30 protein-coding genes are annotated in these 26,528 nt (G+C 70.9%); 7 read left to right on the forward strand and 23 right to left on the reverse strand.

What is annotated here, in order from left to right; all coding sequences use genetic code 11:
* Position 1: 1 nt before the first annotated feature.
* Together AU196_RS09130 and AU196_RS09135 are read right to left on the reverse strand one after the other, a co-directional pair.
* A complete protein-coding gene (locus AU196_RS09130; protein WP_059094786.1) occupies positions 2-598 on the reverse strand; it encodes a TIGR02234 family membrane protein in 597 nt (198 codons plus the stop codon).
* Entirely contained in the window at positions 595-2,154 is a 1,560-nt protein-coding gene (locus AU196_RS09135; protein ID WP_059094952.1) for an anthranilate synthase component I, read from the reverse strand. Before AU196_RS09135 ends, AU196_RS09130 begins: the two co-directional genes overlap by 4 nt.
* 62 nt (positions 2,155-2,216) lie before the next feature.
* Here AU196_RS09135 and AU196_RS09140 point away from each other — a divergent pair, with 62 nt between their 5' ends.
* Positions 2,217-2,681 carry a peroxiredoxin gene (locus AU196_RS09140; protein ID WP_059094787.1) on the forward strand — a complete coding sequence of 155 codons (465 nt, stop codon included), beginning with the start codon at positions 2,217-2,219 and terminating at the stop codon, positions 2,679-2,681.
* Here the strand turns inward: AU196_RS09140 and AU196_RS09145 are convergent.
* Genes AU196_RS09145 through hisD form a run of 9 tightly spaced genes read right to left on the reverse strand, consistent with a single transcriptional unit; the run spans position 2,678 to position 10,146 of the window.
* Positions 2,678-3,664, reverse strand: coding sequence for an alpha/beta hydrolase (locus AU196_RS09145; protein WP_059094788.1), 987 nt, complete (start codon positions 3,662-3,664; stop codon positions 2,678-2,680). The two genes, AU196_RS09140 and AU196_RS09145, sit on opposite strands and share 4 nt — an antisense overlap.
* Positions 3,665-3,673: 9 nt before the next feature.
* On the reverse strand, positions 3,674-4,021 hold the full coding sequence (hisI, locus tag AU196_RS09150) for a phosphoribosyl-AMP cyclohydrolase (protein ID WP_059094789.1): 348 nt from the start codon (positions 4,019-4,021) through the stop codon (positions 3,674-3,676).
* Between the two features lie 31 nt (positions 4,022-4,052).
* Positions 4,053-4,838: an imidazole glycerol phosphate synthase subunit HisF gene (gene hisF, locus AU196_RS09155; protein ID WP_059094790.1), complete on the reverse strand. Its 786-nt coding sequence runs from the start codon at positions 4,836-4,838 to the stop codon at positions 4,053-4,055.
* Entirely contained in the window at positions 4,838-5,653 is an 816-nt protein-coding gene (locus AU196_RS09160; RefSeq protein ID WP_059094791.1) for an inositol monophosphatase family protein, read from the reverse strand. Before AU196_RS09160 ends, hisF begins: the two co-directional genes overlap by 1 nt.
* Positions 5,654-5,660: 7 nt before the next feature.
* Entirely contained in the window at positions 5,661-6,407 is a 747-nt protein-coding gene (gene priA, locus AU196_RS09165; protein ID WP_059094792.1) for a bifunctional 1-(5-phosphoribosyl)-5-((5-phosphoribosylamino)methylideneamino)imidazole-4-carboxamide isomerase/phosphoribosylanthranilate isomerase PriA, read from the reverse strand.
* Positions 6,408-6,453: 46 nt separating this feature from the next.
* A complete protein-coding gene (hisH, locus tag AU196_RS09170; RefSeq protein ID WP_059094793.1) occupies positions 6,454-7,077 on the reverse strand; it encodes an imidazole glycerol phosphate synthase subunit HisH in 624 nt (207 codons plus the stop codon).
* A 2-nt stretch (positions 7,078-7,079) separates the two neighbouring features.
* On the reverse strand, positions 7,080-7,706 hold the full coding sequence (gene hisB / locus AU196_RS09175) for an imidazoleglycerol-phosphate dehydratase HisB (RefSeq protein ID WP_059094794.1): 627 nt from the start codon (positions 7,704-7,706) through the stop codon (positions 7,080-7,082).
* Positions 7,703-8,836 (reverse strand): histidinol-phosphate transaminase, encoded by a 1,134-nt coding sequence (locus tag AU196_RS09180; protein WP_059094795.1) that lies wholly within the window; start codon positions 8,834-8,836, stop codon positions 7,703-7,705. The genes hisB and AU196_RS09180 overlap by 4 nt, the downstream gene beginning before the upstream one ends.
* A complete protein-coding gene (gene hisD, locus AU196_RS09185) occupies positions 8,833-10,146 on the reverse strand; it encodes a histidinol dehydrogenase (RefSeq protein WP_197415747.1) in 1,314 nt (437 codons plus the stop codon). Before hisD ends, AU196_RS09180 begins: the two co-directional genes overlap by 4 nt.
* Positions 10,147-10,211: 65 nt before the next feature.
* On the opposite strand from hisD, the gene AU196_RS09190 reads away from it, so the two are divergent.
* Entirely contained in the window at positions 10,212-10,595 is a 384-nt protein-coding gene (locus tag AU196_RS09190) for a nitroreductase family deazaflavin-dependent oxidoreductase (protein ID WP_059094797.1), read from the forward strand.
* Here AU196_RS09190 and AU196_RS09195 read toward each other — a convergent pair.
* Positions 10,553-10,846, reverse strand: coding sequence for a helix-turn-helix domain-containing protein (locus AU196_RS09195; RefSeq protein WP_059094798.1), 294 nt, complete (start codon positions 10,844-10,846; stop codon positions 10,553-10,555). The two genes, AU196_RS09190 and AU196_RS09195, sit on opposite strands and share 43 nt — an antisense overlap.
* A gap of 80 nt (positions 10,847-10,926) precedes the next feature.
* Here AU196_RS09195 and map point away from each other — a divergent pair, with 80 nt between their 5' ends.
* On the forward strand, positions 10,927-11,697 hold the full coding sequence (gene map / locus AU196_RS09200) for a type I methionyl aminopeptidase (protein ID WP_059094799.1): 771 nt from the start codon (positions 10,927-10,929) through the stop codon (positions 11,695-11,697).
* Positions 11,698-11,706: 9 nt separating this feature from the next.
* On the opposite strand, the gene nadC is transcribed toward map, so the two are convergent.
* From nadC to nadA, 3 genes are read right to left on the reverse strand one after another with little or no spacing between them, the layout of a single operon-like run.
* Complete coding sequence (gene nadC, locus AU196_RS09205; RefSeq protein ID WP_059094800.1) at positions 11,707-12,573, reverse strand: carboxylating nicotinate-nucleotide diphosphorylase; 867 nt, start codon at positions 12,571-12,573, stop codon at positions 11,707-11,709.
* Complete coding sequence (locus AU196_RS09210; RefSeq protein WP_059094801.1) at positions 12,564-14,171, reverse strand: L-aspartate oxidase; 1,608 nt, start codon at positions 14,169-14,171, stop codon at positions 12,564-12,566. The genes nadC and AU196_RS09210 overlap by 10 nt, the downstream gene beginning before the upstream one ends.
* Positions 14,168-15,178 (reverse strand): quinolinate synthase NadA, encoded by a 1,011-nt coding sequence (gene nadA, locus AU196_RS09215; protein WP_059094802.1) that lies wholly within the window; start codon positions 15,176-15,178, stop codon positions 14,168-14,170. The genes AU196_RS09210 and nadA overlap by 4 nt, the downstream gene beginning before the upstream one ends.
* 47 nt (positions 15,179-15,225) lie before the next feature.
* Between nadA and AU196_RS09220 the strand changes: the two genes are divergently transcribed.
* Both AU196_RS09220 and AU196_RS09225 read left to right on the forward strand, forming a co-directional pair.
* Positions 15,226-15,924, forward strand: a complete 699-nt coding sequence (locus AU196_RS09220) for an NUDIX hydrolase (protein ID WP_059094803.1) — start codon at positions 15,226-15,228, stop codon at positions 15,922-15,924.
* 42 nt (positions 15,925-15,966) lie between these two features.
* Positions 15,967-17,319, forward strand: coding sequence for a lipase family protein (locus AU196_RS09225; protein WP_059094804.1), 1,353 nt, complete (start codon positions 15,967-15,969; stop codon positions 17,317-17,319).
* Here the strand turns inward: AU196_RS09225 and AU196_RS09230 are convergent.
* Genes AU196_RS09230 through bioB form a run of 3 tightly spaced genes read right to left on the reverse strand, consistent with a single transcriptional unit; the run spans position 17,255 to position 19,097 of the window.
* Complete coding sequence (locus AU196_RS09230) at positions 17,255-17,905, reverse strand: DUF2567 domain-containing protein (protein WP_059094805.1); 651 nt, start codon at positions 17,903-17,905, stop codon at positions 17,255-17,257. The genes AU196_RS09225 and AU196_RS09230 overlap by 65 nt on opposite strands.
* The gene (gene bsaP, locus AU196_RS09235) at positions 17,902-18,102 is read right to left on the reverse strand and encodes a biotin synthase auxiliary protein BsaP (protein ID WP_059094806.1); all 201 of its coding nucleotides are present in this window, start codon (positions 18,100-18,102) and stop codon (positions 17,902-17,904) included. The genes AU196_RS09230 and bsaP overlap by 4 nt, the downstream gene beginning before the upstream one ends.
* Positions 18,102-19,097, reverse strand: a complete 996-nt coding sequence (bioB, locus tag AU196_RS09240; RefSeq protein WP_059094807.1) for a biotin synthase BioB — start codon at positions 19,095-19,097, stop codon at positions 18,102-18,104. The genes bsaP and bioB overlap by 1 nt, the downstream gene beginning before the upstream one ends.
* 74 nt (positions 19,098-19,171) lie before the next feature.
* Between bioB and AU196_RS09245 the strand changes: the two genes are divergently transcribed.
* A complete protein-coding gene (locus AU196_RS09245) occupies positions 19,172-19,768 on the forward strand; it encodes a TetR family transcriptional regulator (protein WP_059094808.1) in 597 nt (198 codons plus the stop codon).
* On the opposite strand, the gene AU196_RS09250 is transcribed toward AU196_RS09245, so the two are convergent.
* From AU196_RS09250 to AU196_RS09270, 5 genes are all read right to left on the reverse strand, one after another.
* Entirely contained in the window at positions 19,753-20,529 is a 777-nt protein-coding gene (locus AU196_RS09250; RefSeq protein ID WP_059094809.1) for a hypothetical protein, read from the reverse strand. The two genes, AU196_RS09245 and AU196_RS09250, sit on opposite strands and share 16 nt — an antisense overlap.
* A gap of 33 nt (positions 20,530-20,562) precedes the next feature.
* On the reverse strand, positions 20,563-21,084 hold the full coding sequence (locus AU196_RS09255; RefSeq protein ID WP_059094810.1) for a 2'-5' RNA ligase family protein: 522 nt from the start codon (positions 21,082-21,084) through the stop codon (positions 20,563-20,565).
* Positions 21,085-21,774, reverse strand: a complete 690-nt coding sequence (gene bioD / locus AU196_RS09260) for a dethiobiotin synthase (RefSeq protein WP_059094811.1) — start codon at positions 21,772-21,774, stop codon at positions 21,085-21,087.
* Positions 21,771-22,919: an 8-amino-7-oxononanoate synthase gene (locus AU196_RS09265; protein WP_059094812.1), complete on the reverse strand. Its 1,149-nt coding sequence runs from the start codon at positions 22,917-22,919 to the stop codon at positions 21,771-21,773. Before AU196_RS09265 ends, bioD begins: the two co-directional genes overlap by 4 nt.
* Positions 22,920-22,985: 66 nt before the next feature.
* The gene (locus AU196_RS09270) at positions 22,986-24,320 is read right to left on the reverse strand and encodes an adenosylmethionine--8-amino-7-oxononanoate transaminase (protein ID WP_059094953.1); all 1,335 of its coding nucleotides are present in this window, start codon (positions 24,318-24,320) and stop codon (positions 22,986-22,988) included.
* A gap of 56 nt (positions 24,321-24,376) precedes the next feature.
* On the opposite strand from AU196_RS09270, the gene sucT reads away from it, so the two are divergent.
* On the forward strand, positions 24,377-26,527 hold the full coding sequence (gene sucT / locus AU196_RS09275; protein ID WP_059094813.1) for an acetyltransferase SucT: 2,151 nt from the start codon (positions 24,377-24,379) through the stop codon (positions 26,525-26,527).
* Position 26,528 lies beyond the last annotated feature (1 nt).

The raw sequence follows: 26,528 nt of genomic DNA on the forward strand, positions 1-26,528 counted from the left end.
GTCACCGGCCCTTCGTGTCGCGATCGGTGGGATCGTGGCCCTCGTCGAGCGCGTCCCACAGCATCCGTTCCGACATCGGCTCCCCCTGTTCCTCCCGTTTCACCGCCGTGGCGCGCCGCGCCGACGGCGCCGCGTACCTGTTCGTCGCGGCAGTCCCCTTCACCGCCGCGCGCATCAGCAACACCGCGCCTGCGAGCACCAGCGCGGCCGCCACCAACGTGAGCACCGCGCCGGCGAAGTGGCGTTCGGTGCCCGTCAGATCGGCGACCGGCACCTCGGCCAGGTTGGCCGCCCGCGGAGCGACGTCGACGATCACCCACAGCGTGATCCCCAGGTAGGCCATCCCGGCGCTCGCCGCCGCCACCAGCACGGCCAGGATCCGCAGCGGCCATCCCCGCACCGCCAGCACCGCGACGGCCGCCGCCAGGACCAGCAGGGCGAGCGGGATCAGCGCGGTGGACCACTCCGCCCCGTTCAACGTCGAGGTCTTCGGCTGCCCCAGCCCGTCGAACGAGTGCACGTCGACCCACGTCAACCGCGACGCCACCCACAGCACCGCGGCGCCGAGGACGAGGACGAGCTGGGCGATCCGGGTCATGGCTCGCGCAGGGTCTCGGCCGCGGCGACGGCGGCCAGCACGGCCTTGGCCTTGTTGGCCGCCTCGTTGAACTCGTAGGGACCGTTGGAGTCGGCGACGACTCCCCCGCCGGCCTGCACGTAGGCGACCCCGTCACGCATCAGCGCGGTGCGGATCGCGATCGCGAAGTCGGCGTTGCCGGCGAAGTCCAGATACCCCAGCACCCCGCCGTAGAGCCCGCGGCGGGTCTTCTCGACCTCCTCGATCAGCTCCATGGCCCGCACCTTGGGCGCGCCCGACAGCGTGCCCGCCGGGAAACAGGCCGTCACCGCGTCGAGCGCGGTCCTGCCCTCGGCCAGCCGCCCGGTGACCGTCGACACCAGGTGCATGACGTGGCTGTACCGCTCGATATGGCTGTAGTCCTCGACGCGGACGGTGCCCGGTTCGCACACCCGGCCCAGGTCGTTGCGGCCCAGGTCCACGAGCATCAGGTGCTCGGCGCGTTCCTTCTCGTCGGCCAGCAGCTCCTTCTCGAGCAGCAGATCCTCTTCCTCGGTGTCGCCCCGCCAGCGGGTGCCGGCGATCGGATGGGTGGTGGCCTTGCCGTCGGCGACGGTCACCAGCGCCTCCGGACTGGAGCCGACCACCGAGAAGTCCAGTCCGCCGGCCGCATCGGGCACGTTGAGCAGGTACATGTAGGGGCTGGGGTTGGTGACCCGCAGCATGCGGTACACGTCGAGTGGATCGGCGACGGTGTCCATCTCGAACCGCTGCGACGGCACCACCTGGAACGCCTCACCGGCCTCGATGTCGCCGACGAGCTTGTCGACGATCGCGGTGTACTCCTCGACGGTGCGCTGCGCCCGGTGCACCGGCGCCGGCCGGGCGAACGTCGCCACCGCCGAGGGCAGCGACTGCCCCAGCGCCGCGGTCATCACGTCCAGTCGGGCGACGGCGTCGTCGTACGCCCCGTCGACGTTCTCGTCGGTGCCGTTCCAGTTCACCGCGTTCGCGATCAGGGTGATGGTGCCCTCGTGATGGTCGACAGCGGCGATGTCGGTGGCCAGCAGCAACACCATGTCGGGCAGTCCGAGATCGTCGACCGCCAGCGAGGGCAGCCGCTCGAGCCGGCGGACCATGTCGTAGGCGAAGAACCCGACCAGACCGCTCGACAGCGGCGGCAGACCCGGCAGCGGCGCGGTCTCCAGCAGCGCCAGCGTCGACCGCAGTGCCTGGAGCGGATCACCGCCGCTCGGCGCGTCCTTCGGCGTCACGCCGAGCCACACCGCCTCGCCGTCGCGGACCGTCAGTGCCGACGGTGCACCTGCCCCGATGAACGACCACCGCGACCACGACCGTCCGTTCTCGGCGGATTCGAGCAGAAAGGTCCCGGGCCGGTTGGCGGCGAGCTTGCGGTACGCCGACAGCGGCGTCTCGCTGTCGGCGAGCACCTTGCGCACCACCGGCACCACGCGGTGCTCGGCGGCCAGAGCCCGGAAGTCCTCGCGGGAGGTGGTCGTGGCCAGCGACGAGCGCTCGCGCGCGGTGTCGAGGGCGGAGCCGGCGGTCGTCTGCACGCCGTAATTCTCCCAGACCGGTGCGGGCCCGTTCGCCATCAGGAGGCGTAGCGTGAGCGCTCATGAAACGCGGTGACCGAGTCGAGGATTTCGAACTGCCCGACCAGACGGGCGCTGTGCGCAGCCTGACGGGTTTGCTGGCCGACGGGCCGGTGGTGCTGTTCTTCTACCCGGCGGCGATGACGCCCGGGTGCACGAAGGAGGCCTGCCACTTCCGTGACCTCGCTGCGGAGTTCGCCGCAGTGGGCGCGTCGCGGGTCGGCATCAGCACCGACACGGTCGACAAACAGGCCCGCTTCGCCGACACCCAGCGTTTCGACTACCCGCTGCTCTCCGACAGCGGCGGTGCGATCGCCGAACGGTTCGGGGTCAAGCGGGGCCTGCTGGGCAAGTTGATGCCGGTCAAGCGGACGACGTTCGTGATCGACACCGACCGCACGGTGCTCGAGGTGTTCTCCAGCGAGCTCAACATGGACGCCCACGCGGACAAGGCGCTGACTGTGCTGCGCCAGCGCCAGTCCGCCTAAACCAGCTGTGCCCGCATGAAATTCAGCATGCTGGCACGAAACGTCTTCATCGACAACGCCCTTGCCGCGACGGCGTCGGCGGCGTGGTACATCCCGGGCACGGTGATGAGTTCGCACGGTACGCCGGCAGCCCTCAAGCGCTCGGCGTAGGCGACGCCTTCGTCGTGGAGCAGGTCGAGCTCGCCGACGCCCAGCCAGGCAGGCGGTAGACCGTCGAGGTCGGGTCTGCGGGCCGCCGCCGCATACTCGGGCACGTCGGACATCCGGGGCTCGTGGCCCAGATACGAGGTCCAGCCGAACCGGCTCGACGCCGGCGTCCACACGAACCGACCGCGTCCGGCGTGGTCCTCGCGGAGCACGGTGCGGTCGTCGAGCATCGGGTAGACGAGCGCCTGCCCCCGCAGCCGAACACCCTCATCGTGACTGCGCTGCGCGACGGTGGCCGCCAGACCGCCACCGGCGCTCGCGCCGCCGACCACGATCCGATCCGCGTCGATGCCGAGCGTGCCTGCGTTGGCGCGCATCCACGTCAGAGTCGCGGCGCAATCATCGAGCGCGGCGGGGAACGGGTGCTCCGGCGCCAGGCGGTGGTCCGGCGCCACCACGGTGGCACCGAGTTCGCGTGCGAGCTGCCCGGTGACGAAGGCCTCGAATTGCGGTGAGCCCACGACGAATCCACCGCTGTGGATCCACAGCACAGCCGGACGCTGCGAGCCGCTACCCGCGGGGGACGTGATCACGACCCGGCACTGGTTGTCGCCGACGCGCGCCTCGGTCACGGTGACACCGCGACCGGCGCGGGTGGGCAACCTCATCACCCTGCGGGTCACGACCATCGTCGCCCGGTTCGACGGGGCGGACACGAGAAGCAGCGCAGGGCTGCGCAGATCACGGGCCACCGGGGCCAACGCTGTGCGCGCGACGGCGTAGCTCCCCGCCACGGCCGCCGCCGCGGCACCGAGGATGACCGCCGACTTCTTCACACCGGGAGCTTAAGCCTCCGGGGCCAGCAGCACGTCGGCGTCGAAGCAGGTGTGCGTGCCGGTGTGGCATGCCGCACCGGCCTGGTCGACCTCGAGCAGGACGGTGTCACCGTCGCAGTCCAACCGGACCGAGTGCACGTACTGGGTGTGGCCGGACGTCTCGCCCTTGACCCAGTGCTCGCCGCGCGAGCGCGACCAGTAGGTGGCCTTGCGGGTGCGCATCGTGCGGTCGAGTGCGATGTCGTCCATCCACGCCACCATCAGCACCTGACCGGTGCCGCGCTCCTGCGCGACGGCGACGAACAGGCCGTTGGCGTCGCGCTTGAGCCGCGAGGCGATATCCGGGTCGAGAGGCATCAGTGCCCTCTGTTCTTCGCGCAAGCGCTCATCACCGCACCGTGATCCCCTCTGCCGCCATCGCCGCCTTGACCTGGCCGATCGTCAGTTCCTTGAAGTGAAAGACGCTGGCGGCCAACACCGCGTCGGCGCCCGCCTTCACAGCGGGCGCGAAGTGCTCCACCGCGCCCGCACCGCCGCTCGCGATGACGGGCACGGTGACCGCGCCCCGAACCGCGCGCAGCATCGGCAGGTCGAACCCGGCTTTGGTGCCGTCGAAGTCCATCGAGTTCAGCAGGATCTCGCCCACGCCGAGTTCCGCTCCGCGCGTTGCCCATTCGACAGCGTCGATCCCGGTGCCACGACGGCCGCCGTGGGTGGTCACCTCCCACCCGGACGGGGTGGGGGGTTCCCCCTGCGGCACGGTCCTGGCGTCCACCGACAGCACGATGCACTGGGAACCGAACTGACGGGCCAGTTCCGCCAACAATTCCGGGCGGGCGATGGCGGCGGTGTTCACCGACACCTTGTCGGCGCCGGCCCGCAGCAACGCGTCCACGTCGGCGATCGCCCGCACTCCGCCACCGACGGTCAGCGGGATGAAGACCTGCTCCGCCGTGCGGCGCACCACGTCGAGCATCGTGGACCGTCCCGACGACGATGCGGTGACGTCGAGGAACGTCAACTCGTCGGCGCCCTCCGCGTCGTAGACGGCGGCGAGTTCGACCGGATCGCCGGCGTCGCGCAGGTTCTCGAAGTTCACGCCCTTCACCACGCGGCCCGCGTCGACGTCCAGGCACGGGATCACACGGACGGCGAGTTCTCTGTCGGCGGCCATCAGAAGTCCTCCGGGGCGCCGACCGACGCGACGATGTCGAGGATCTCGCCGTGCACCTGTGGCGAACCGGCCAGCACGGACGTCGACTGCGGGGTCCAGTCCGCGCCGGCGAGGTCGGTGACGACACCACCGGCGGACCGCACCAGCGCGACGCCTGCGGCGTGATCCCAGATGTGGTGACCGAAGCTGATCGACGCGCCGAGGACACCGGCGGCGGTGTAGGCCAGGTCGAGTCCGGTCGCGCCGTGCATCCGGATCCGGTTGCACTGTCTGCTGAGATTCTCCAGCAGCGCCACGCGCCAGCGCCCGGGGAAGCGCCCACGCGAGTCGATGTTGAACGTCCCGGTGCCGACGACACAGTCCGACAGCGCGCCCTCCTGCAGCGCGGGCTGCGCAACACCGTTGACGTACAACGGGTTTCCCGCGACGGCGGTGTAGCGCTGGGACATGAACGGCAGCCACGTCAGCCCGGCGACCGGCTCCCCGTCGCGCAGCAGACCGAGCAGGATCGCCGCGGTGGGCAGCCCGGCGGCGTAGTTGAACGTCCCGTCGATGGGGTCGAGCACCCACACCAGCGGTGAGTCGATGTCGGCGCCGCCGTACTCCTCACCGTGCACCTCGATGCCGGTCGCCGCGGTCAGCGCATCGACGACCTGGCGCTCGATCTTCAGGTCCACCTCGGTGGCGAAGTCGTTGCCCTTCTTCTGCACCGCCGAGTCGGCGCGGTGGCCGCTGATGAAGGGTTCGGACGCGGCGTCGAGAATCGCCGCGGCCTCGTCGACCAGACCTTGCAGGTCGGTCTCGTCCAGTGCCATCGACGCCCTACTGCCCCATCGCCGTCAGAGCCTCGGGCAGCGTGAAACGCCCGGCGTACAACGCCTTGCCGACGATCGCGCCCTCGACACCACGGTCGGTCAGCGTGCTGATCGCGCGCAGGTCGTCGAGGCTGGACACCCCGCCGGAGGCGATCACCGGAGCGTCGGTGCGGTCGGCGACGCGGCCGAGCAGATCGAGGTTCGGGCCCTGCAGGGTGCCGTCCTTGGTCACGTCGGTGACCACGTAGCGCGCACAGCCCTCGGAGTCGAGGCGGTCGAGCACCTCCCACAGGTCCCCACCGTCGGTCTCCCAGCCGCGACCGCGCAGGCGGTGCCTGCCGTCTTCGATGAGGACGTCGAGCCCGACCGCCACCCGGTCGCCGTACTCGGCGACGACCTTCGCGCACCACTGCGGGTTCTCCAGCGCGGCGGTGCCGATGTTGACCCGCGCACAACCGGTGGCCAGGGCCGCCTCGAGGGAGTCGTCGTCGCGGATGCCCCCGGACAGTTCGACCGCCACCTCGAGTTGACCCACCACCTCGGCGAGCAGTTCGCGGTTCGACCCGCGGCCGAAGGCGGCGTCGAGATCCACGAGGTGGATCCACTCCGCCCCGTCACGCTGCCAGCCGAGGGCGGCGTCGAGCGCGGACCCGTACTCGGTCTCGCTGCCGGCCTTGCCCTGGACCAGGCGGACAGCGCGGCCTTCGACGACGTCGACGGCGGGAAGGAGGATCAACGGCCTTTTCTCAGACACGGGCTTCTCTGGCACGGAGTTCTCAGACACGGCGGACAACCTTAGATCAGAGCCCCTCGACCCAGTTGCGGAGCAGCGTCGCGCCCGCGTCACCGCTCTTCTCCGGGTGGAACTGAGTGGCCGACAGCGCGCCGTCCTCGACGGCGGCCAGGAACGGGACATGGTGGGTCGCCCAGGTCAGCAGCGCGTCCGGATTGCCCTCCCACTGCTGGGCGGCATACGAGTGCACGAAGTAGAACCGGGTGTCGGGGTCGAGCCCGCGGAACAGGGTCGTCCCGGCCGGGGCGTCGACGACGTTCCAGCCCATGTGCGGGATCACCGGAGCGTCGAGGCGCACCACCGATCCGGGCCACTGCCCGCATCCGGCGGTCTCGACGCCGAATTCCACGCCGCGTGCGAACAGGATCTGCATTCCCACGCAGACGCCGAGGACCGGCCGGCCGGCGGCGATCCGCTCGGCGATGATCTTCTCCCCGCCGACCTCGCGGAGGCCTGCCATACACGCCTCGAACGCCCCGACACCCGGCACCACCAGGCCGTCCGCGTTCAGCGCGGCGTCGGCGTCGGCGGTCACCTCGACGTCGGCGCCGGTGCGCTCGACCGCGCGCTGCGCCGACCGCAGATTGCCCGATCCGTAGTCGAGGACGACGACTTTCTTGGACCTTCCCATCCCTACAGTGAGCCTTTCGTGGACGGCACACCGCTCACGCGCGGGTCGGGTTCGACGGCCTGGCGGAGCGCGCGGGCCACCGCCTTGTACTGCGCCTCGGTGATGTGGTGCGGATCGCGGCCGTAGAGGGTGCGCACGTGCAGCGCGATGCGGGCGTTGAACGCGAGCGACTCGAAGACGTGCCGGTTGATCACCGTGTGGTACGGCGCGCTCGACCCGGCGATGGTGAACTCGACCATGTAGTCGGGCTCGCCGGTGTGCACGAAGTACGGCCGGCCGGACACGTCGACCGCGGCGTGGGCGAGCGTCTCGTCCATCGGGATGAATGCGTCACCGAAGCGACGGATGCCCTTCTTGTCGCCGAGCGCCTGTCCGAGGGCCTGCCCGAGCACGATCGCGGTGTCCTCGACCGTGTGGTGGCCCTCGATCTCGATGTCGCCCGTGGCGCGCACGGTGAGATCGAAGCTGGCGTGGCTGCCCAGCGAGGTGAGCATGTGGTCGAAAAACGGCACACCCGTGTGGATGTCGACGACCCCGGTGCCGTCGAGGTCGAGATCGACGACGATGTCGGATTCCTTGGTCCTGCGTTCGACGCGGGCGCGGCGGGTGCCGGTCAGCATGTCGGTCATGAGGCTCCTAATCTTGCCGCGAGTTCAGTCTCAACGAGGCGGGCTGAGGCGGCCAGCAGCGCATCGTTCTCTTCGGCCAGCCCGGTCGTGGCCCGCAGATAGCCGGGTATGCCCACATCCCGGATGAGCACACCCTGATCGAGGTAACGCTGCCAGGTGGCGGGCGCGTCGGCGAACTCCCCGAACAGAATGAAATTGGCGTCACTGGGGACGACGCGGAAACCGAGCTGGTTCAGGCCGTTGGCGGTCCGGTCGCGTTCGGCGATCAGGGTGGCGACGCTGGCCAGCGTGTCGTCGGCGTGGCGCAGCGCCGCCCTGGCGGCGGCCTGGGTCAGCGACGACAGGTGATAGGGCAACCGCACCAGCAGCATCGCGTCGATCACCGCCGGGGCCGCGACCAGATAGCCGAGCCGCCCGCCGGCGAACGCGAACGCCTTGCTCATGGTGCGGCTGACGACCAGCTTGGTCGGGTACTCGTCGATCAGCGCCACACCGCTGGGCTGCGCGGAGAACTCGCCGTAGGCCTCGTCGAGAACGAGTATCCCGGTCTGCATGGCGTCGAGCAGTCGCCGGAGGTCGTCGAGCGGAACGCTCTGCCCGGACGGGTTGTTCGGGCTGGTGACGAACACCAGGTCGGGGCGCCGGGCGGTGATCTCGTCCACGGCGGTGTCGACGTCCAGGCCGAAGTCCTCGGCGCGCAGCGCCTGCAGCCATTCGGTGCGGGTGGCGTCGGCGATGATCGGGTGCATCGAGTACGACGGCACGAATCCGATCGCGCTGCGCCCCGGGCCGCCGAACGCCTGCAGCAGCTGCTGCAGCACTTCGTTGGAACCGTTTGCGGCCCAGAGGTTCTCCACGCTCAGCTCGACGCCCGTCCGCAGGTTCAGGTAGTCGGCGAGGTCGCTGCGCAGTGCCACCGCGTCGCGGTCGGGATAGCGGTGCAGCTCGGCGGCCGCCTCACCCACCGAGCGGGTCACGTCGTCGACGAGCGCCTGGCTCGGCGGGTGCGGGTTCTCGTTCGTGTTGAGCCGCACGGGCACCTGCAGTTGCGGTGCGCCGTAGGGCGACCTGCCGCGCAGATCCTCCCTCAGGGGCAGATCGGCCAGGGTGATGCGCTCCCCCACGCTCATGACTCGAACCTCCGCCGCACCGCTTCACCGTGGGCGGGCAGGTTCTCGGCCTTCGCCAGCGTGATCACATGACCCGACACGTCCTTGAGCGCCGCCTCGGTGTAGTCGACGACGTGGATGCCGCGCAGGAACGTCTGCACCGACAGGCCGCTCTGGTGACGCGCACAGCCGGCCGTCGGCAGGACGTGGTTGGATCCGGCGCAGTAGTCACCGAGGCTGACCGGAGCGTACGGACCGACGAAAATGGCTCCGGCGGAACGGATCCGGCCGGCCACCCCGGCGGCATCGACGGTCTGGATCTCGAGATGCTCTGCGGCGTAGGCGTTGACGACCCGCACCCCGCTGTCGAGGTCGTCGACGAGCACGATCGCGGACTGCTCGCCGGTCAGCGCCGTGCTGACGCGTTGGCGGTGCACGGTGGTCTCCAGCTGCCGCCGCAGTTCGCGGTCGGTGGCGTCGGCCAGATCGGTGCTGGTGGTCACCAGCACGCTGGCGGCCATCTCGTCGTGTTCGGCCTGGCTGATCAGGTCGGCCGCCACGTGCACCGGATCGGCGGTGTGGTCGGCCAGCACGGCGATCTCGGTGGGTCCCGCCTCGGCGTCGATGCCCACGGCCGACCGGCAGATCCGCTTGGCGGCGGTGACGTAGATGTTGCCCGGCCCGGTGATCATGTCGACCGGCGCGAGTTCTGTGCCGTCGGTGTCGGTGCCGCCGTAGGCCAGCAACGCCACCGCCTGGGCCCCGCCGACCGCCCACACCTCGTCGACGCCCAGAAGCGCCGCGGCCGCGAGGATGGTCGGGTGCGGGAGACCGCCGTGTCCGGCCTGCGGCGGGCTGGTGATGACCAGTGAGTCGACGCCCGCGGTCTGGGCGGGCACCACGTTCATCACCACGCTGGACGGGTAGACGGCGTTGCCGCCCGGCACGTAGAGGCCGACCCGTTCGACGGGCACCCACCGTTCGGTGACGGTGGCCCCGGGCGCCAGCGTGGTGGTGGTGTCGGTGCGGCGCTGATCGGCGTGGACGGCCCGAGCCCGGTCGATCGCGACCTGCAGCGCCGCGCGGACGTCGGGGTCGAGCTCAGAGAGCGCCGCGGCCAGCCGCTCGGCGGGCACGCGCACCGCGCCGGGACGGATGCCGTCGAAGGATTCGCCGTATTCGAGCGCGGCCTCGGCGAAGCGGTCGGCCACGGCGTCGACGATCGGACGGACCTTCGGGACGACGGCGTCCACGTCGACACCCCCGCGAGGCAGCGCCGACCGCAGCTGCGCGGCGGACAGCGTCCTGCCGCGCAAGTCGATGCGGGCCATCGTCACCGGCGATACATTCACGCTGTCCATTGTCCCAGAGCAGGCCAAATCGTATTGGAGCCGTCGTGTCGGAGCTACCGAAGATGTTCCCGGAGTGGCTGGATCGCCTTCAGATCAAGTACTTCAATCCGGTCATCAGGCCGCTGGCCGGTCGCGTACCCGGCCTGGCGCTCATCAAACACACTGGTAGACGCTCCGGGCGGCAGTTCGAGACGCCGGTGACGGCCTACCGCAAGGGCAACGAACTCGCGATCGTGCTGGGCCACGGGATGACCGACTGGGCGCGCAACGCGATCGCCGCGGGCGAGGCCGACCTCACGCTGTTCCGTGACGAAGTGCACATCGTCAACCCCCGGATCGTGCCCAACGGGCGCGAGGTCGCGGCGCTGCCGTCGTTCGCCCGCCGTCAGGCCCGCAACATCGCGGTGTTCGTCGCCGACGTGAGCTGAGCGTCCGGTTCGGGCAGGCAGGTTCGGGCGAGGTCGTCCAGCGGGATCCTCAGCACGACCGCCAGCGCGGCGACCGTGGCGAACGCCGGCGTCGCCAGGCGGCCGGACTCGATCTTGCGGAGCGTCTCGGGCGAGATCGACGCGGCCTCGGCGACCTCGACGAGCTTGCGGTCGCCCCGCGCCTGCCGGAGGTGGGCGCCGAGCCGCTTGCCGGCGGCACGCTGTTGCGGCGTCAGGGGCGATCGGACCATGCCGCGAGGATACGCCATCCTGGTATGAAAATACCGGAGGCTCCGCTACCCTGGTATTTCTATACCGAGAAGGAGAGCGCGTGCTGGAACTGAAGACCCCCCGCGAGATCGCGGCGATGCGCACCACCGGCGCGTTCATCGCAGACCTGCTCGACGACCTGGCGTCGCGGGCACAGGTCGGGGTGAACCTGCTCGACCTGGAACACCGCGCCCGCCACTTGATCGCCGAGCGCGGCGCGGTCTCGTGCTACTGGGACTATGCGCCGTCGTTCGGCCGCGGCCCGTTCCGCAACGTCATCTGCCTGTCGGTGAACGACGCAGTCCTGCACGGCCTCCCGCACGACTACACGCTGCTCGACGGCGACCTGCTCAGCATGGACATCGCGGTCTCCATCGACGGGTGGGTGGCCGACTCTGCGCGCAGCATCATCGTCGGCACTCCCGACGACGGCGACCAGCGGCTGATCGAGGCCACCGAGGAGGCCCTCGCCGCCGGCATCGCCGCCGCGCGCCCGGGCAACCGCCTCGGCGACATCTCGGCGGCGATCGGCGCGGTCGCCGCCGACTACGGCTATCCGGTCAACACCGACTTCGGTGGGCACGGACTCGGGCGGACCATGCACGAGGACCCCCACGTGCCCAACCGCGGACGGCCCGGGCGCGGCCTGGTGTTGCGACCCGGGCTGACGCTCGCACTCGAGCCCTGGCTCGCCCGCGGCACCGATCGGATCGTCTACGACCCCGACGGGTGGACCATCCGGTCGGCCGACGGCTCGCGCACCGCCCACAGCGAACACACCATCGCCGTCACCGACGGCGACCCACTGGTGCTGACGCGTCGCGCCGCCTGACGCGGTCTCTCAGACGTCCAGCCCGATGTCGAGAACTCGCACCGAGTGGGTCAGCGCCCCGATGGCGAGGTAGTCGACGCCGGTGCCCGCGTACTCGGCCGCGGTCTCCAGGGACAGGCCGCCGGAGGACTCCAGCCGCGTGCCGGGCGAGCGGGCGTCGCGACGCTGCACGGCGATCTGGGTCTGCCAGACGGGGAAGTTGTCGAGCAGCACCAGCTCGACGTCCTCGCCGAGCACCTCGTCGAGCTGTTCGAGCGAATCGACCTCGACCTCGCAGAGCAGACCCGGCGCGGCGGCCCGCACCGCCCGCAGCGCGGCGACCACCGAACCGGCGGCCGCCACGTGGTTGTCCTTGATCAGCGCCGCATCGCCCAGGCCCATGCGGTGGTTCTCGCCGCCGCCGACGCGCACCGCGTACTTCTGCAACGTCCGCAGACCGGGCAGCGTCTTGCGGGTGTCGCGGATCGTGGCGTTCGTTCCCGCCACCGCGTCCACCCACAGCGCGGTCGCCGTCGCGATGCCCGACAGATGTGAGACGAGGTTGAGCATCGTGCGCTCGGCGGTCAGCAGACCGCGGGTGGGGGCCTCCAGGGTGAGCAGTGCCGCGCCGGGCTCGAGCCGGGCGCCGTCCTCGACGCGGTCGATCACGCGGTAGCGGTCGGGTCCGATGACCTCGTCGAGGACGAGCAGCGCCACGTCGACGCCCGCGGCCACCCCCGGTTCGCGGCTGCGCATCGACGCTATGGTGACCGCGTCGGCGGGCACGGTCGCCTGGGTGGTGATGTCCGGCCCGTACCGCAGATCCTCTTCCAAGGCGCGCGACACCACCGCCCGCACCTCGGCGATCTCCGCTTCCGACAGTTGACTCAGCAGCACGCGTCCGCCCTCACCTTCAGTCGTACGTGTCCGTGGTCGTCCAGGTCGACCGCCCCGCTGACGGCCTGCGCCGGGTCGGTGCCGGGGTGGTCGGCGCGGTGGTGGCACCCCCGCGACTCCGCGCGCTGCAGCGCGGCGACCGACACCGCCTGGGCGGTCAGGGTGAGCGCGGCGTCCTCGACGTCGGTGCGGGTGCGCAGTGGACGCGCGGTCGCCGTCGCGAGGCGGTCGCCCAGGCGCAGCAGCCCCTCCGCGTCGCGCACCACCGAGGCGTCGCGGCTCATCGCCGCCTGCAGGTCCCGGCGTCCCAGCACCTCACCCACGAGGATCTCGGGTGCGACGGCGCGGCTCGGGCCCACCGCGGCGGCGTGTTCGGCGGCGGCGCGGCCCGCGCGGCCGCCGACGACCAGGCCTTCGAGCAGGCTGTTGGACGCCAGCCGGTTGGCGCCGTGCATGCCGGTGCGGGCCACCTCGCCCGCGGCGAACAGGCCGGGCAGCGCGGTGCGACCGTCCACGTCGGTGACGACGCCGCCGCAGCTGTAGTGCGCGCCGGGCACCACCGGGATGGGGTGACGGGCGGGGTCGACGCCGGCCTTCCGGCACGCCGCCGTGACGGTCGGGAACCGGTGCGCGATCCCTCTCACATGCCGCGCGTCGAGGTAGACGCACGGATCGCCGGTGGCCCTCAGCCGCGCGTCGATCGCGCCGGCGACCACGTCGCGTGGGGCCAGGTCCCCCGACGGATGCACCCCCGCGGTCACCGGATCCCCGTGCGCGTCGACCAGCCGCGCGCCTTCTCCGCGCAGCGCCTCGGTGATCAGCGGGCGCCTGCCGCCGGTGGGCCCGTCGAACAGCATGGTCGGGTGAAACTGCACGAACTCGATGTCGCCGACCGGTACGCCGGCCCACAGCGCAAGCGCGATCCCGTCGCCGGTCGAGGCCTCCGGATTCGTGGTGGCGGTGTAGAGGTGGCCCAGGCCCCCGGTCGCGAGGATGACCGCCGGGGCGTGCACGATGCCGGGTCCGTCCTCGTTGAGGACCAGCACGCCGGTCACCGCGGCGTCGTCGCGCAGCACCCGGACCGCCACGTGGTCGTGGCGGATGTCGAGCACGCGCGCCGCGCGGTCGAGTGCCCGTTGCACCTCGGCGCCGGTCGCATCGCCGCCGGCGTGGATGATGCGCCGGCGGGAATGTCCGCCCTCGCGCGTCAGCGCCCAGCGGCCTGCGGCGGATTCGTCGAAGCGGGCGCCGTCGTCGACCAGGTCGCACACGCCGCGGTACCCGCCGGCCACGATGGACCGCACCGCCTCGGCGTCACACAGACCCCCACCCGCGGCGAGCGTGTCGGCGACGTGCGCGTCCACCGAATCGCCGTCGTCGCGCAACCCGCCGGGCAGCACCACCGCGATCCCACCCTGGGCGTATCCGGTGGCCGTCGACCCGGCCTGTGCTTCGGCCTTGCTCAGCACGATGACGCGGCGGCCGCGGCGGTGCCCCGCCAGCCCCGCCACCAGACCGGCGACGCCGGTGCCGATCACGACGACGTCGGCACGCTGCTGCCAGTGCGTGGTGCCGCCGCAACCGCGACGGAGCGTCATTCCCCGCCGCCGGGCTGCCCGATCTCGATCATCCGCTGCACGCTGCGCCGGGCCAGCCGTGCGGTCTCGTGGTCGACGTGGACCTCGTCCGCTCCCTCGGTCAGGCAGCGCAGCAGCGCGGCGGGCGTGATCATCTTCATGTAGCGGCACGAAGCCCGGTCGTTGACCGCCTGGAAATCGATCTCCGGGGCCGCACGGCGCAGCTGGTGCAGCATGCCGACCTCGGTGGCGACCAGCACCTGGCTCGCGCGGCTCTCACGGGCCGCGTCGAGCATGCCTCCGGTCGACAGGATCTTCACCCGGTCGGCGGGGAACGCGCCCTCGCCGGCGAGGTAGAGCGCCGAAGTGGCGCATCCGCACTCGGGATGGACGAACAGTTCGGCGTCCGGATGCGCACGGGCCTGGTCGGCCAGTTCGTCACCGTTGATGCCGGCGTGCACGTGGCACTCGCCCGCCCAGATGTGCATGTTCGTCCGGCCGGTGACGCGGCGCACGTGGGCACCGAGGAACTGGTCCGGGCAGAACAGCACCTCACGGTCGGCCGGGATCGACGCGACGACGTCGACGGCGTTCGAGGACGTGCAGCAGATGTCGGTCTCCGCCTTCACCGCGGCGGTGGTGTTGACATAGGAGACGACCACCGCTCCGGGATGGTCGGCCTTCCACTCCCGCAGCTCGTCGGCGGTGATCGAATCGGCCAGCGAGCAGCCCGCCCTGGCGTCGGGGATCAGGACCGTCTTGTCCGGCGAGAGGATCTTGGCCGTCTCCGCCATGAAGTGCACCCCGCAGAACACGATGGTCTCCTCGGGCGCTTCGGCCGCGATCCGCGACAGCGCCAGGGAGTCCCCGACGTGGTCGGCGACGTCCTGGATCGCCGGCAGCTGGTAGTTGTGCGCCAGCACGGTCGCCCCGCGCTGCCGGGCCAGACGGCGGACTTCGGCGGCCCACTCCTCGGTGGGTTCGACGTCGCCGAACCCCGCCGGAACGGTCTCGTCAAGCAGCGTCACGGTGGCTCCCTCGGTGTCGATCCGGTTTTCGACTTACAATCGAAAACATGGCTCATACTAGCACCGCGCACGAGGTGCTCGCCGTCGTGTTCCAGGTTCGCGGCATCGGCCCCGGTACGGGCCACCCCGCGCTGCACGTGCTGCTGTGGCAGCGCGCGCTCGATCCGGAGCGGGGCCGGTGGTCGCTGCCGGGCGGCCGACTCGGCCACGACGAGGACCTCACCACGTCCGTGCGGCGCCAACTTGCCGAGAAAGTGGACCTGCGTGAGGTAGCCCACCTCGAACAACTCGCCGTGTTCTCCGACCCGGCCCGCGTTCCCGGCGCGCGCACCATCGCCTCGACGTTCCTGGGCCTGGTGCCGTCGGCCGCCACCCCGGCCCTCCCGCCGGACACCTGCTGGCACCCGGTGTCCGAGCTACCGGAGATGGCGTTCGACCACGGCCCCATGGTCGAACACGCCCATACCCGCCTGGCGGCCAAACTGTCCTACACCAACATTGGATTCGCCCTCACCCCAACAGAATTCGCGATCTCGACGTTGCGGGACATCTACGGAGCGGCGCTCGGCTACCAGGTGGACGCCACCAACCTGCAACGCGTGCTCGAACGCCGCAACGTCATCACCAGGACCGGGTCCACCGCCCGCTCCGGCCGGGCAGGGGGCCGGCCGCCGGCCCTGTACCGGTTCACCGAATCCCGCTACCGGGTGACCGACGAATTCGCCGCACTTCGCCCGCCCGGGTGAGGCGAGTGGAATCTCATAGACCTCTTAAGTAGCCTTGGCCGGATGGACTTGGGCAGTGTGGCGCGGGAAACCGGCGCCGAGTGGATCGGGCAGCCGCACCACGAGGACGTTTCCCGGGGTGCGCGGCCGTCGGTACCGGCCAAGGACCCGTTCTACGAACCGCCCGCGGGTTTCGAACACGCCCGGCCCGGCACGATCCTGCGCTCCCGTGACGTCGAACTGGCCTTCATGGGGCTCGTCCCCCAGAGGTTCACCGCCACCCAGCTGCTGTACCGCACCACCGATTTCCGGGGTGACCCGCAGGCCACCGTGACCACCGTGGTGGCACCGACCCAGCGGGACCCCAAGAAGCCGTGCCCGATCGTGTCCTACCAGTGCGCGATCGACGCGATCGCCGGGCGCTGCTTCCCGTCCTACGCGCTGCGGCGCGGCGCCAAGGCGGTCGGTGCGCTGGCCCAGGCCGAATTCCTGCTGATCGCGGCCGCGCTCGCCGAGGGCTGGGCCGTCTCCGTTCCCGACCACGAGGGCCGGCACGGTATCTGGGGTGCGCCCCACGAACCCGGCTACCACGTGCTCGACGGGGTCAGGGCGGCGCTGAACAGCGACCGTCTCGGGCTGTCGACAGAGGCGCCGGTCGGCCTGTGGGGCTACTCCGGGGGTGGACTGGCCACCGCCTGGGCGGCGGAGACCTACGACGACTACGCTCCCGAACTCAACATCGTCGGCGCGGTGCTCGGTTCACCGGTGGCAGATCTGGGCAACGCGTTCCGCCGACTCAACGGCAGCCTCTACTCGGGTCTGCCTGCCATGGTCGTGTCGGCGCTGACGCAGAGCTACCCCGAACTCGACCGGGTCATCCAGCAACACGCGACCGAATCCGGCAAGGCGATGCTGCTGCGCATCCAGAAGATGACGACCGCGCACGCGGTACTGCGCATGGTCGGCATGGACATGGGCAAGCTGGTCGACCGGCCGCTGGAGGACATCCTGCAGACCCCGGAGGTCCAACGGGTTTTCGACAGCATCAAGCTCGGCACCGCGACACCGAAACCCCCGGTGCTGATCGTGCAGGCCGTGCACGACCGCATCGTCTCGGTCGACGACATCGACGCGCTGATCGACACCTACAGCAGCGGCGGCGCCCACGTCACCTACCACCGCGACATGTTCAGCGAGCACATGCTGCTTCACCCGATGTCCGCACCGATGACGCTGCGCTGGCTGCGGGACCGGTTCGCCGGACGGCCGCTGAGCGAGAACCTCACCCGCACCAAGTGGCCGACGCTGCTGAACCCGTCGACCTACCGCGGCATGCTGCGGCTCGCGGTGATCAGTGCGAAGGTGATTGCGGGCCAACGGGTAGAGCGCCGCCCACTGTCTCAGTTCGACCGCTGACCGGCTGGTACTCCTGCGGCGGCCAGCCGCCGAGATCGTCGCGGGACGTGGAGACCGCGCACATCGCGTAGACCAGTGCGCCGAGAGCGGCCGGGAACACGAGCGAACACGCGATCTGCAGCGGCGTGTGACCGAAGAACACCGCGGGCGCCTCGACGACGTAGTGCACCCGACGCTCGGGCGTCACGGGCGCTCCGGCCACGTCCACGGCGCCGTACCGCAACCGCATCAGGGCCGCTCCGACGCCCGCCGCCGCGGCGGCGGCACCCGCGCCGCCGACCGCCAGCGCCGTGACCAGCGCGGGCCCGCGGTGCGCCCGCCACTGCCAGAGCCAGACCGCCGCCACGACGCCGACCACCGACAGCATGCCGACGAACAGGAATGCCGAGGTGAAGAAATGGTCCGCCTCGCCGCCCAGGTACGCGCGGACGCGCTCACCCGCCCGCGTCAGCGCGACGACACCGTGCACCGGCGGCGCGAGCACCGACCACAGCGCACCGGTGGCCGCACCGGCCGCCACCAACCCGGCGACCGTGGTCAGCGCGGCCTTCCGCCGCGAATATTGCGGTGCCGCAACATCATTCACCGTTGAGTCTCCAGATCATGGGAGTCCAGGACGCCGTGCCGGGAGCACTTCGCCCACCACCCGTCGGGACGCACCTGCACCACCATCCGCCGGCCGCACTCGGCGCAGAACCGCGGCGGTTCCAGACCCAGCTGAGCCGCGGTCGGGACGGTGCCGCCTGCGGGTTCGCCAGTGTAGACGTTGAACTTGGGCGCCATCACAGGCTGGCGTTGAGCGCCTTGATCGGCATCTGCAGGTCGTCGAGCAGTTCGAGATCGGCCTCCGCGGGCCGCCCGAGCGTGGTCAGGTAATTGCCGACGATGACGGCGTTGATACCGCCGAGGATGCCCTTCTTGGCGCCGAGGTCGCCGAGGGTGATCTCCCGGCCGCCCGCGAAGCGCAACATGGTCCGGGGCAGCGCGAGCCGGAAGGCGGCGACCGCCTTGAGCGCCTCGGCCGCGGGCAGCACCTCGAGGTCCCCGAACGGGGTACCCGGCCGCGGGTTGAGGAAGTTCAGCGGCACCTCGTGCGGATCGAGTTCGGCCAGGTTCGCGGCGAACTCCGCACGCTGCTCGAGTGTCTCACCCATGCCGAGGATCCCGCCGCAGCACACCTCCATGCCCGCCTCGCGGACCATCCGCAGGGTCTCCCACCGCTCCTCCCAGGTGTGGGTGGTGACCACGTTGGTGAAGAACGACCGCGCCGTCTCGAGGTTGTGGTTGTAGCGGTGCACGCCCATCGCCGAGAGGCGCTCGACCTGCTCTGCGGTGAGCATGCCCAGCGAGCACGCGATCTGGATGTCGACCTCGTTGCGGATCGCCTCGATCCCGGCGGCGACCTGGGCCAGCAGCCGCTCGTCCGGGCCACGGACCGCGGCGACGATGCAGAACTCCGTCGCGCCGGTCTTGGCGGTCTGCTTGGCGGCCTCCACCAGGCTCGGGACGTCGAGCCACGCGCTGCGCACGGGCGAGGCGAACAGCCCGGACTGCGAACAGAAGTGGCAGTCCTCGGGGCAGCCGCCGGTCTTGAGGCTGATGATGCCCTCGACCTCGACATCGGGGCCGCACCAGGCCATGCGGACCTCGTGTGCGAGTGCGAGCAGATCGTCGAGACGATCGTCCGGCAGTTGCAGCACCTGCAGCGTCTGGTCCTGGTTCAGACCCTCGCCGCGTTCCAGCACCTGTTCGCGCGCCACCGCCAGAATGTCGCTCACCCGGTTGCCTCCTCACCGACTTGAACACGTCGGCGGAGCCGACAATTGAACAGCGTTCAGGTTAGGGTAGCGGTGTGCAGCTGCACAAACGCGACGTGGTGGAAGCGGCGACGGCGATCCTGGACTCCTACGGCATCGCCGACCTGACGATGCGCAGGCTCGCCCGCGAGCTCAGCGTCTCCCCCGGCGCCCTGTACTGGCACTTCGCCAACAAACAGGAGCTCCTCGGGGCGGTGGCTGACCGGATTCTGGAACCCGTCGACGATGCGGCCGAAGGTCGGCCCGACCGCGTCACGCTGCTGTGCTCCGCACTCCGAGACGCGCTGCTATCGCACACCGACGGCGCCGAGCTGGTGTCGGCCAGCTTCGCCGCCGGCCGGTCACAGGCGATGACCCGAATCCTCGACTGGCTGGCCGGCGCCGCCGCCGACGCAGGGGTCGCTCTCGAGCACGCCGAGCTGGCGGCGCGCACCGTCGTCTACTACGTGCTCGGCTTCACTGTCGACGAGCAGTCCCGCCTCCAGTGGGACGCCGCGGGCGCCCAGCTCCCCGACGCGCAGTCCGTGCTCACCGATGACCCGACAGTCCGGTTCACCTTCGGGCTGGACCTGCTCGTGGACGGTATGCACGCCCGTACGGCCGCCGCTGACCGAAGTCAGAACCCGCGGTAGCCGGCGATATCGGTCATCCACTGAGGGTCACCCGCGTCCACCGACGCGGTCAGCGCCCAGATCTGGACTCCCTGATCGTGACCGGACACCACGGCGAAACCGAGTTGACGGCGTGTCTCGCTCGGTCCGGGGCGAATGATGACCTCGACGATCTTGTTCGGGCGACCCTCCGCGGTGACCCCGGCGAATTGACCCTGCAGGTACACCGGGCTCTCCGCGACCACCAGGTTGTCGGCTTTCGGCACCTCGTTACCGCTGCCGACGAGGGCCTCGACGTCCGGATACGCGTGGCTCGGACCCATCCTCAGCGCGGGTGAGTAGACGCACGAGAGCAGGTTCTCGCCTTCGTCGGTGGGCGCCGACTTCTCGGCGTAGTCGACCACGGCCAGGTACGTGTTGACGATCGCCTGGCCCGGGGCGCCCGCATCGCCGAGCGGCGCGAAGGGCACCGGCGGCTTCTGGTGTGAGCCGCCGGTCTCGCTCAAGGCGCTTCGCCACCGATCGCGCCACGAGTCGAGGTGCTCCGAGATGTAGGGAACGCACCGGTCGATCCGGTCCGAGTAACTCAGCTTCATGAACTCCGAGTGGCCGGACTCGATCGTGGTCGGCGGCGCACCGGGGTGGTAGAAGAAGTTCATGATCAGCGACGTGCCACCGACGATCGCGCCGATGACGGCGATCGCCGTTGTCGTCCACCAGTGCAGTCGACCGGGACTCCAGTAAGAGGCCCCGCCGGACTCCTCGTCGGATCGTTTGGCCACTGACCCGTAAATTACCCCAGGTGATGTGGGTGGTCAGCTGATCGGATATTCGACGCGGTCGTCGCCGTCCCAGTGGCGCAGGCCCACGATCCGGCAGCGGATGTCGGAGCCCAGTCCCGGGACCGCCACCGCGTCGGGTAGCTGCTCGCGCGGCATACGGCGCGCCAGCGTGACGTGCGGGGTCCACTGCCCGGGGGCGGTGTGCGGGAGCGGGGCGCCGTCGATGAAGGGCCGGCACACCCGGTCGACCTCGCGGTGCAGATCGAGCAGCGGTGCCGACGGCACCAGCAGTCGCACGAGGATCAGCGCGCGGACGCCGAACACCATCGGCGCCCCGATCAGCCCGTCGAACGGCAGTCGGCGCAGGAGCGGCCGCAGCACGTCGTCCACCCCGTCGGCCATGTGCTCGGCCACGGTGAGCGTGACGTGCGGCCGGTTGCTCGGTGAGCGGTTGGCGGCCTGACTGCGGATCCCGGCGGCGTCCAGGTCGTCCCAGACCCGGCGCACGGCCGCGTCGGTGTGGGGGTCGAAGAGCAACTCGACCGAGTGGACCATCTACAGCAGGCCCGTGAGCCAGACCGGGTCGAATGCGGTCGCGCAGATCCGTTCGAAGTCGACGGCGCTGACCGAACCGGCGCCTGCGGGCAGGGCCGCCCGCACCGGGGCCAGGCGGGCCAGCGCGTCCCGGTTGTCGATCTCGGCCGCGCCCGGCTGGGCGGGCCAGGCGCCGATCACCAGACCCGCACACGGAATCCGCCGGGCGCCGAGGGATTCCAGGGTGAGCGCGGTGTGGTTGAGGGTGCCCAGGCCCGGCGCGACCACGACCAGTACGGGGGCGGCGATCTCGGTTGCGACGTCGCGCAGCGTGACACCGCCCTGGCCCAGTTCGACCAGCAGCCCGCCCGCGCCCTCCACGAGGGTCAGCCGGCCCGGCGCGTCGGCGTCGCGGATCATGCCGATCAGCTCGTCGCGCGTCGGCAGGGCGGCGCCCGCGCGCTGCGCGGCGGCCACCGGCGCCAGCGGGTCCGGATAGCGCCATCCCGAGTGCAGGGCGTCGACCCCGGCGAGCCTGCCGATCTCGACGAGGTCGTCGTCCCCGGGTCCGCCTGCCGGTCCGATCCCGGTCTGGACGGGTTTGCACACCGCGACGTCGATCCCGGCGACACGAGCGGCGCAGGCGAGCGCCGCGGTGGCCACGGTCTTGCCGACGCCGGTGTCGGTCCCGGTGACCACGAGGACGCTCATCGGCGCGCCGCCGTCAGCACGTCGGTGAGCACCCGCCGGGCGGTCGCGAGGTCGTCGGGGGTCAGCGACGCCCGCGCGGTCAGGCGCAGCCGGGAGGTGCCCTCGGGCACGGTGGGCGGCCGGAAGCACCCGACGCGCACGCCACGCTCGAGGCAGGCGGTCGCCGCGGCCAGTGCCACCTCGGGTTCTTCGAGGATCACCGAGACGACGGCCGAATCGGGCCGTCCGGGCACGCCGCACGCCTGCGCCAGTGCGGCGGCGTTGTCGAGCACCGCGCGGGCACGCTGAGGTTCGTCGACCAGAACCTCGAGCGCCGCCCAGGCCGCACCGACCGCGGCAGGCGCCAGGCCGGTGTCGAAGATGAACGGCCGAGCGGCGTCGACGAGGTGGTCGCGCACCGCATGGGGGCCGAGGACGACCCCGCCCTGACTGCCCAGCGCCTTGGACAGAGTGGTGGTCATGACCACGTCCGGGGCGCCGGCGAGGCCGACCTCGTCGAGCAGCCCGCGCCCGCCGGTGCCGCGGACGCCGAGTCCGTGCGCCTCGTCGACGACGAGCAGGGCGCCGTGTCGGCGGCACACCTCGTGCATGTCCCGAAGCGGCGCCAGCACCCCGTCCGCCGAGAACACCGAATCGGTCACCACGACCGCGCGCTCCTCGTCGCGGGTGGCGAGCGCGGTCTCGATCGCGCCGACGTCCCGGTGCGGCGTGACCACGACACGGGCCCGCGACAGCCGGCTGGCGTCGACGAGCGACGCGTGGGTCAGCGCGTCGGATACCAGCAGCGAACCACGCCCGGACAGGGCCACCACCGCGCCGAGGTTGGCGGTGTACCCGGAGGAGAACACCAGCGCGGACTCGGCGCCGGTGAACGCGGCCAGCGCGCGCTCGAAGCCCTCGTGCAGTTCGGTGTTGCCGGTGACCAGGCGTGAACCGGTCGACCCGGCGCCCCATTCGTGCAGCGCGCGCACCGCGCCCTCGACGACGCGCGGATGCGTGGACAGGCCGAGGTAGTCGTTGGAGGCCAGGTCCAAAGAGGTCCCACCGGACGGCCTGCTGCGCAGTGCGCGGCGCAGGCCGACGGCGCGACGCTGGTCGGCGACCTCGTCGAGCCAGGCCAGGGGCGACACACCGGCGCGGGTCACGGGCGGCTCCTCGGCGACTGAACGGTCAATGTGAACGCGTCGGTCGAACCGACACTTGAACACCGTTCAGGCTAATGCACGGGCCACGCCCACCACGGCGGAGGTGATCTGCGCGATCTCCTCGGCCGTGCAGATGTACGGCGGCATGACGTAGACGAGGTTGCGGAACGGCCGCAGCCACACCCGGTGGCGCAGCGCCGCCGCGGTCGCCGTCGCCATGTCGACCGGACGGTCCATCTCGACGACGCCGATCGCGCCGAGCACCCGCACGTCGGCGACCCCGGGCACCTCGCGTGCCGGCCGCAGACCGTCGGCCAGTGCCGCTTCGATGCCGGCGATCGTGGCGCGCCAGTCCCCGGCCAGCAGCAGTTCGACCGCGGCCACCCCGACCGCGCAGGCCAGCGCGTTGGCCATGAACGTCGGTCCGTGCATCAGCGCACCGGCTTCCCCGGTGCTGATGGTGTGGGCGATCTCGGCGGTGCACAGCGTCGCGGCCAGCGTGAGGTAGCCGCCGGTGAGGCCCTTGCCGACGCACATGATGTCGGGGCTGACGCCGACATGGTCGGCGGCGAACAGCTCACCGGTACGGCCGAAGCCGGTGGCGATCTCGTCGAAGATCAGCAGCACGCCGTGGCGGTCGCACATCGCGCGCAGATCGGTCAGGTACCGGGGATCGTGGAACCGCATCCCGCCCGCGCCCTGCACCACCGGTTCCACGATCACGGCCGCCAGTTCGTCGGCGTGCTCGGCGAGTCGGCGCTCGAAGGCCGCGACGTACCCGGGGTCGTGCTCGCGCGGCACCGGCGGGGCGAACACCTGACGCGTCAGGATGTCGGTCCACAGCCCGTGCATACCGCCGTCGGGATCGCACACGCTCATCGGGGTGAAGGTGTCGCCGTGATAGCCGCCGCGCCAGGTCATCAGGCGGGTCTTGCCCGGCGCTCCGGCGGCCCGCCAGTACTGCAGCGCCATCTTGACGGCCACCTCCACCGACACCGACCCGGAGTCGGAGAAGAACACCGTCTCCAGCCCGGGCGGGGTGATCTGCACCAGCAACTGGGCCAGGCGGGCGGCGGGTTCATGGGTCAGCCCGCCGAACATCACGTGGTTCATGGTGGCCAGCTGCCGGGTGATCGCCGCGTCGAGCACCGGGTGGCCGTGGCCGTGGATCGCCGTCCACCACGAGCTCATCGCGTCGATGACGTCCACCGGCCGACCGTCGTCGGGGTCGGCGATCGTGATCCACGCCCCCTTCGCGGCCAGCGCCACCACGGGCGGCAACGCACCGGCGCCGATGGTGCTGTAGGGATGCCAGACGTGCGCAGCATCGAGGGCGCTGATCTGGTCGGGGGTCAACGCGGGCACGGAAATCGAGACTAACGCCTCCGCCCGCCGCGGCATCCCCTCGATGCGCGGCATGAGGTGTGCGCCGATATTCGGTAAATTAGCCGCCGACCATGATGACCCTCGCCCTCCGGCGGCCGGCGGCCGGCACCGACCCGGAACCCGTCCGGCCCACCGCGACGGGGACCCGGTCATCGGGCTTCTACCGCCACGATCTGGACGGTCTGCGGGGTGTCGCGATCGCGCTCGTCGCGGTCTTCCACGTGTGGTTCGGCCGGGTCTCCGGTGGCGTCGACGTCTTCCTGGCCCTGTCGGGGTTCTTCTTCGGCGGCCGGTTGCTGCGCACGGTGTTGACCCAGGGTGCCCCGCTGCGCCCGCTCCCCGAGTTCACGCGGCTCGTGCGGCGCCTGCTGCCCGCGCTGGTGGTGGTGCTGGCGGCCTCGGCGGTGCTGACCATCCTCATCCAGCCGGAGACCCGGTGGGAGACGTTCGCCGACCAGAGCCTGGCCAGCCTCGGGTACTACCAGAACTGGGAACTGGCGATCACCGCGTCGGACTACCTGCGGGCCGGGGAGACGGTCAGCCCCCTGCAGCACATCTGGTCGATGTCGGTGCAGGGCCAGTTCTACCTCGCCTTCCTGGTGCTGATCTTCACCTTCGGGCTGCTGTTCCGGCGGCTCCTGCGCCGCCATCTGCGCGCGGTCCTGGTGGTGCTGCTCACCGCGCTGACCATCGCCTCGTTCGTCTACGCCGTCATCGCCCACAACGACGACCAGGCCACCGCCTACTACAACAGCTTCGCCCGGGCCTGGGAGTTGCTGCTCGGCGCGCTGGCCGGGGCGCTGGTGCCCTACATCCGATGGCCGATGTGGCTGCGCAGCATCGTCGCCACCGTCGCGTTGGCCGCAATCCTGTCGTGCGGATGGTTCATCGACGGCGTCCGGGAGTTCCCGGGCCCGTGGGCGCTGGTTCCGGTCGGGGCCACCGTCGCCTTCGTCCTGTCGGCGGCCAACCGCGGGCCGGGCGGCCGGCTGCCGGCCCCCAACCGCCTGCTGGCCACCGCACCGTTCGTGACGCTCGGGTCGATGGCCTATTCGCTGTACCTGTGGCACTGGCCGCTGCTGATCTTCTGGCTGTCCTACACCGGCCACTCCCGGGTCGACTTCTGGCAGGGTGCCGGCGTGCTGGCCGTCTCCGCGGTGCTGGCCTGGTTGACGATGCGCTACATCGAGGAGCCGCTGCGCTACCGCGGTCCGGTTACGGCCCTCGCGACGGCGCCGCTGCGCACCCGGCTGCGCAGGCCCACGATCGCGCTGGGCTCGGTGGTGGCGCTGTTGGGCGTCGCGCTCACCGCGACGTCGTTCACCTGGCGTGAGCACGTCACCGTCCAGCGCGCCAACGGTGCGGAACTCGCCGGTCTGTCCCCGCAGGACTATCCCGGCGCGATGGCGTTGATCGACAAGGTCCGGGTGCCCAAGCTGCCGATGCGCCCGTCGGTGCTCGAGGCCAAGAAGGATCTGCCCGCCAGCACGATCGACGGCTGCATCAGCGACTTCGACAACGTCGGGGTGATCAACTGCACCTACGGCGACAAGACGGCGCCGCGCACCATCGCGCTTGCCGGCGGCTCGCACGCCGAGCACTGGATCACTGCGCTCGACCTGCTCGGCCGGACCCACAACTTCAAGGTGGTCACCTACCTCAAGATGGGCTGCCCGCTCACCACGGAGGAGATGCCGCTGGTGATGGGCGACAACCGGCCGTATCCCAAGTGCCACGAGTGGAACTCCCGGGTGATGCCGAAACTGCTCGCCGACAAGCCGGACTACGTGTTCACGACGTCGACGCGGCCGTGGAACATCAAGGATGGCGACGTCATGCCCTCGACGTACCTGGGTATCTGGGAAACACTGTCGCGCAACAAGATTCCGATCCTCGCCATGCGTGACACGCCGTGGCTGGTCCGCGACGGCGAACCGTACGTCCCCGCGGACTGCCTGGCCGACGGCGGGGACGCGGTGTCCTGCGGTATCGAGCGCTCCAAGGTACTCTCCGACGACAATCCGACACTGGCCTACGCCAACCGGTTCCCGATGCTCAAACCACTGGACATGAGCGACGCGGTGTGTCGGGAGAACTACTGCCGGGTGGTGGAGGGAAATGTCTTGCTGTACCACGACGCTCACCACATCTCCACCACCTACATGCGCACCATGACCGACGAACTCGGACGCCAGATCGCCGCCGCCACCGGCTGGTGGTGAC

Origin of the sequence: Mycobacterium sp. IS-1742, assembly GCF_001500125.1 — a bacterium.
In the GTDB taxonomy this organism is placed as follows: domain Bacteria; phylum Actinomycetota; class Actinomycetes; order Mycobacteriales; family Mycobacteriaceae; genus Mycobacterium.

Coding starts and splice junctions, on each gene's coding strand:
- AU196_RS09130 (WP_059094786.1), bottom strand. CDS start 598: ATGACCCGGATCGCCCAGCTCGTCCTCGTCCTCGGCGCCGCGGTGCTG.
- AU196_RS09140 (WP_059094787.1), top strand. CDS start 2,217: ATGAAACGCGGTGACCGAGTCGAGGATTTCGAACTGCCCGACCAGACG.
- hisI (WP_059094789.1), bottom strand. CDS start 4,021: ATGCCTCTCGACCCGGATATCGCCTCGCGGCTCAAGCGCGACGCCAAC.
- hisF (WP_059094790.1), bottom strand. CDS start 4,838: ATGGCCGCCGACAGAGAACTCGCCGTCCGTGTGATCCCGTGCCTGGAC.
- AU196_RS09160 (WP_059094791.1), bottom strand. CDS start 5,653: ATGGCACTGGACGAGACCGACCTGCAAGGTCTGGTCGACGAGGCCGCG.
- hisH (WP_059094793.1), bottom strand. CDS start 7,077: ATGGGAAGGTCCAAGAAAGTCGTCGTCCTCGACTACGGATCGGGCAAT.
- hisB (WP_059094794.1), bottom strand. CDS start 7,706: ATGACCGACATGCTGACCGGCACCCGCCGCGCCCGCGTCGAACGCAGG.
- AU196_RS09180 (WP_059094795.1), bottom strand. CDS start 8,836: ATGAGCGTGGGGGAGCGCATCACCCTGGCCGATCTGCCCCTGAGGGAG.
- hisD (WP_197415747.1), bottom strand. CDS start 10,146: ATGGCCCGCATCGACTTGCGCGGCAGGACGCTGTCCGCCGCGCAGCTG.
- AU196_RS09195 (WP_059094798.1), bottom strand. CDS start 10,846: ATGGTCCGATCGCCCCTGACGCCGCAACAGCGTGCCGCCGGCAAGCGG.
- AU196_RS09210 (WP_059094801.1), bottom strand. CDS start 14,171: ATGACGCTCCGTCGCGGTTGCGGCGGCACCACGCACTGGCAGCAGCGT.
- AU196_RS09220 (WP_059094803.1), top strand. CDS start 15,226: ATGGCTCATACTAGCACCGCGCACGAGGTGCTCGCCGTCGTGTTCCAG.
- AU196_RS09225 (WP_059094804.1), top strand. CDS start 15,967: ATGGACTTGGGCAGTGTGGCGCGGGAAACCGGCGCCGAGTGGATCGGG.
- bsaP (WP_059094806.1), bottom strand. CDS start 18,102: ATGGCGCCCAAGTTCAACGTCTACACTGGCGAACCCGCAGGCGGCACC.
- AU196_RS09255 (WP_059094810.1), bottom strand. CDS start 21,084: ATGGTCCACTCGGTCGAGTTGCTCTTCGACCCCCACACCGACGCGGCC.
- bioD (WP_059094811.1), bottom strand. CDS start 21,774: ATGAGCGTCCTCGTGGTCACCGGGACCGACACCGGCGTCGGCAAGACC.
- AU196_RS09270 (WP_059094953.1), bottom strand. CDS start 24,320: ATGCCGCGGCGGGCGGAGGCGTTAGTCTCGATTTCCGTGCCCGCGTTG.
- sucT (WP_059094813.1), top strand. CDS start 24,377: ATGATGACCCTCGCCCTCCGGCGGCCGGCGGCCGGCACCGACCCGGAA.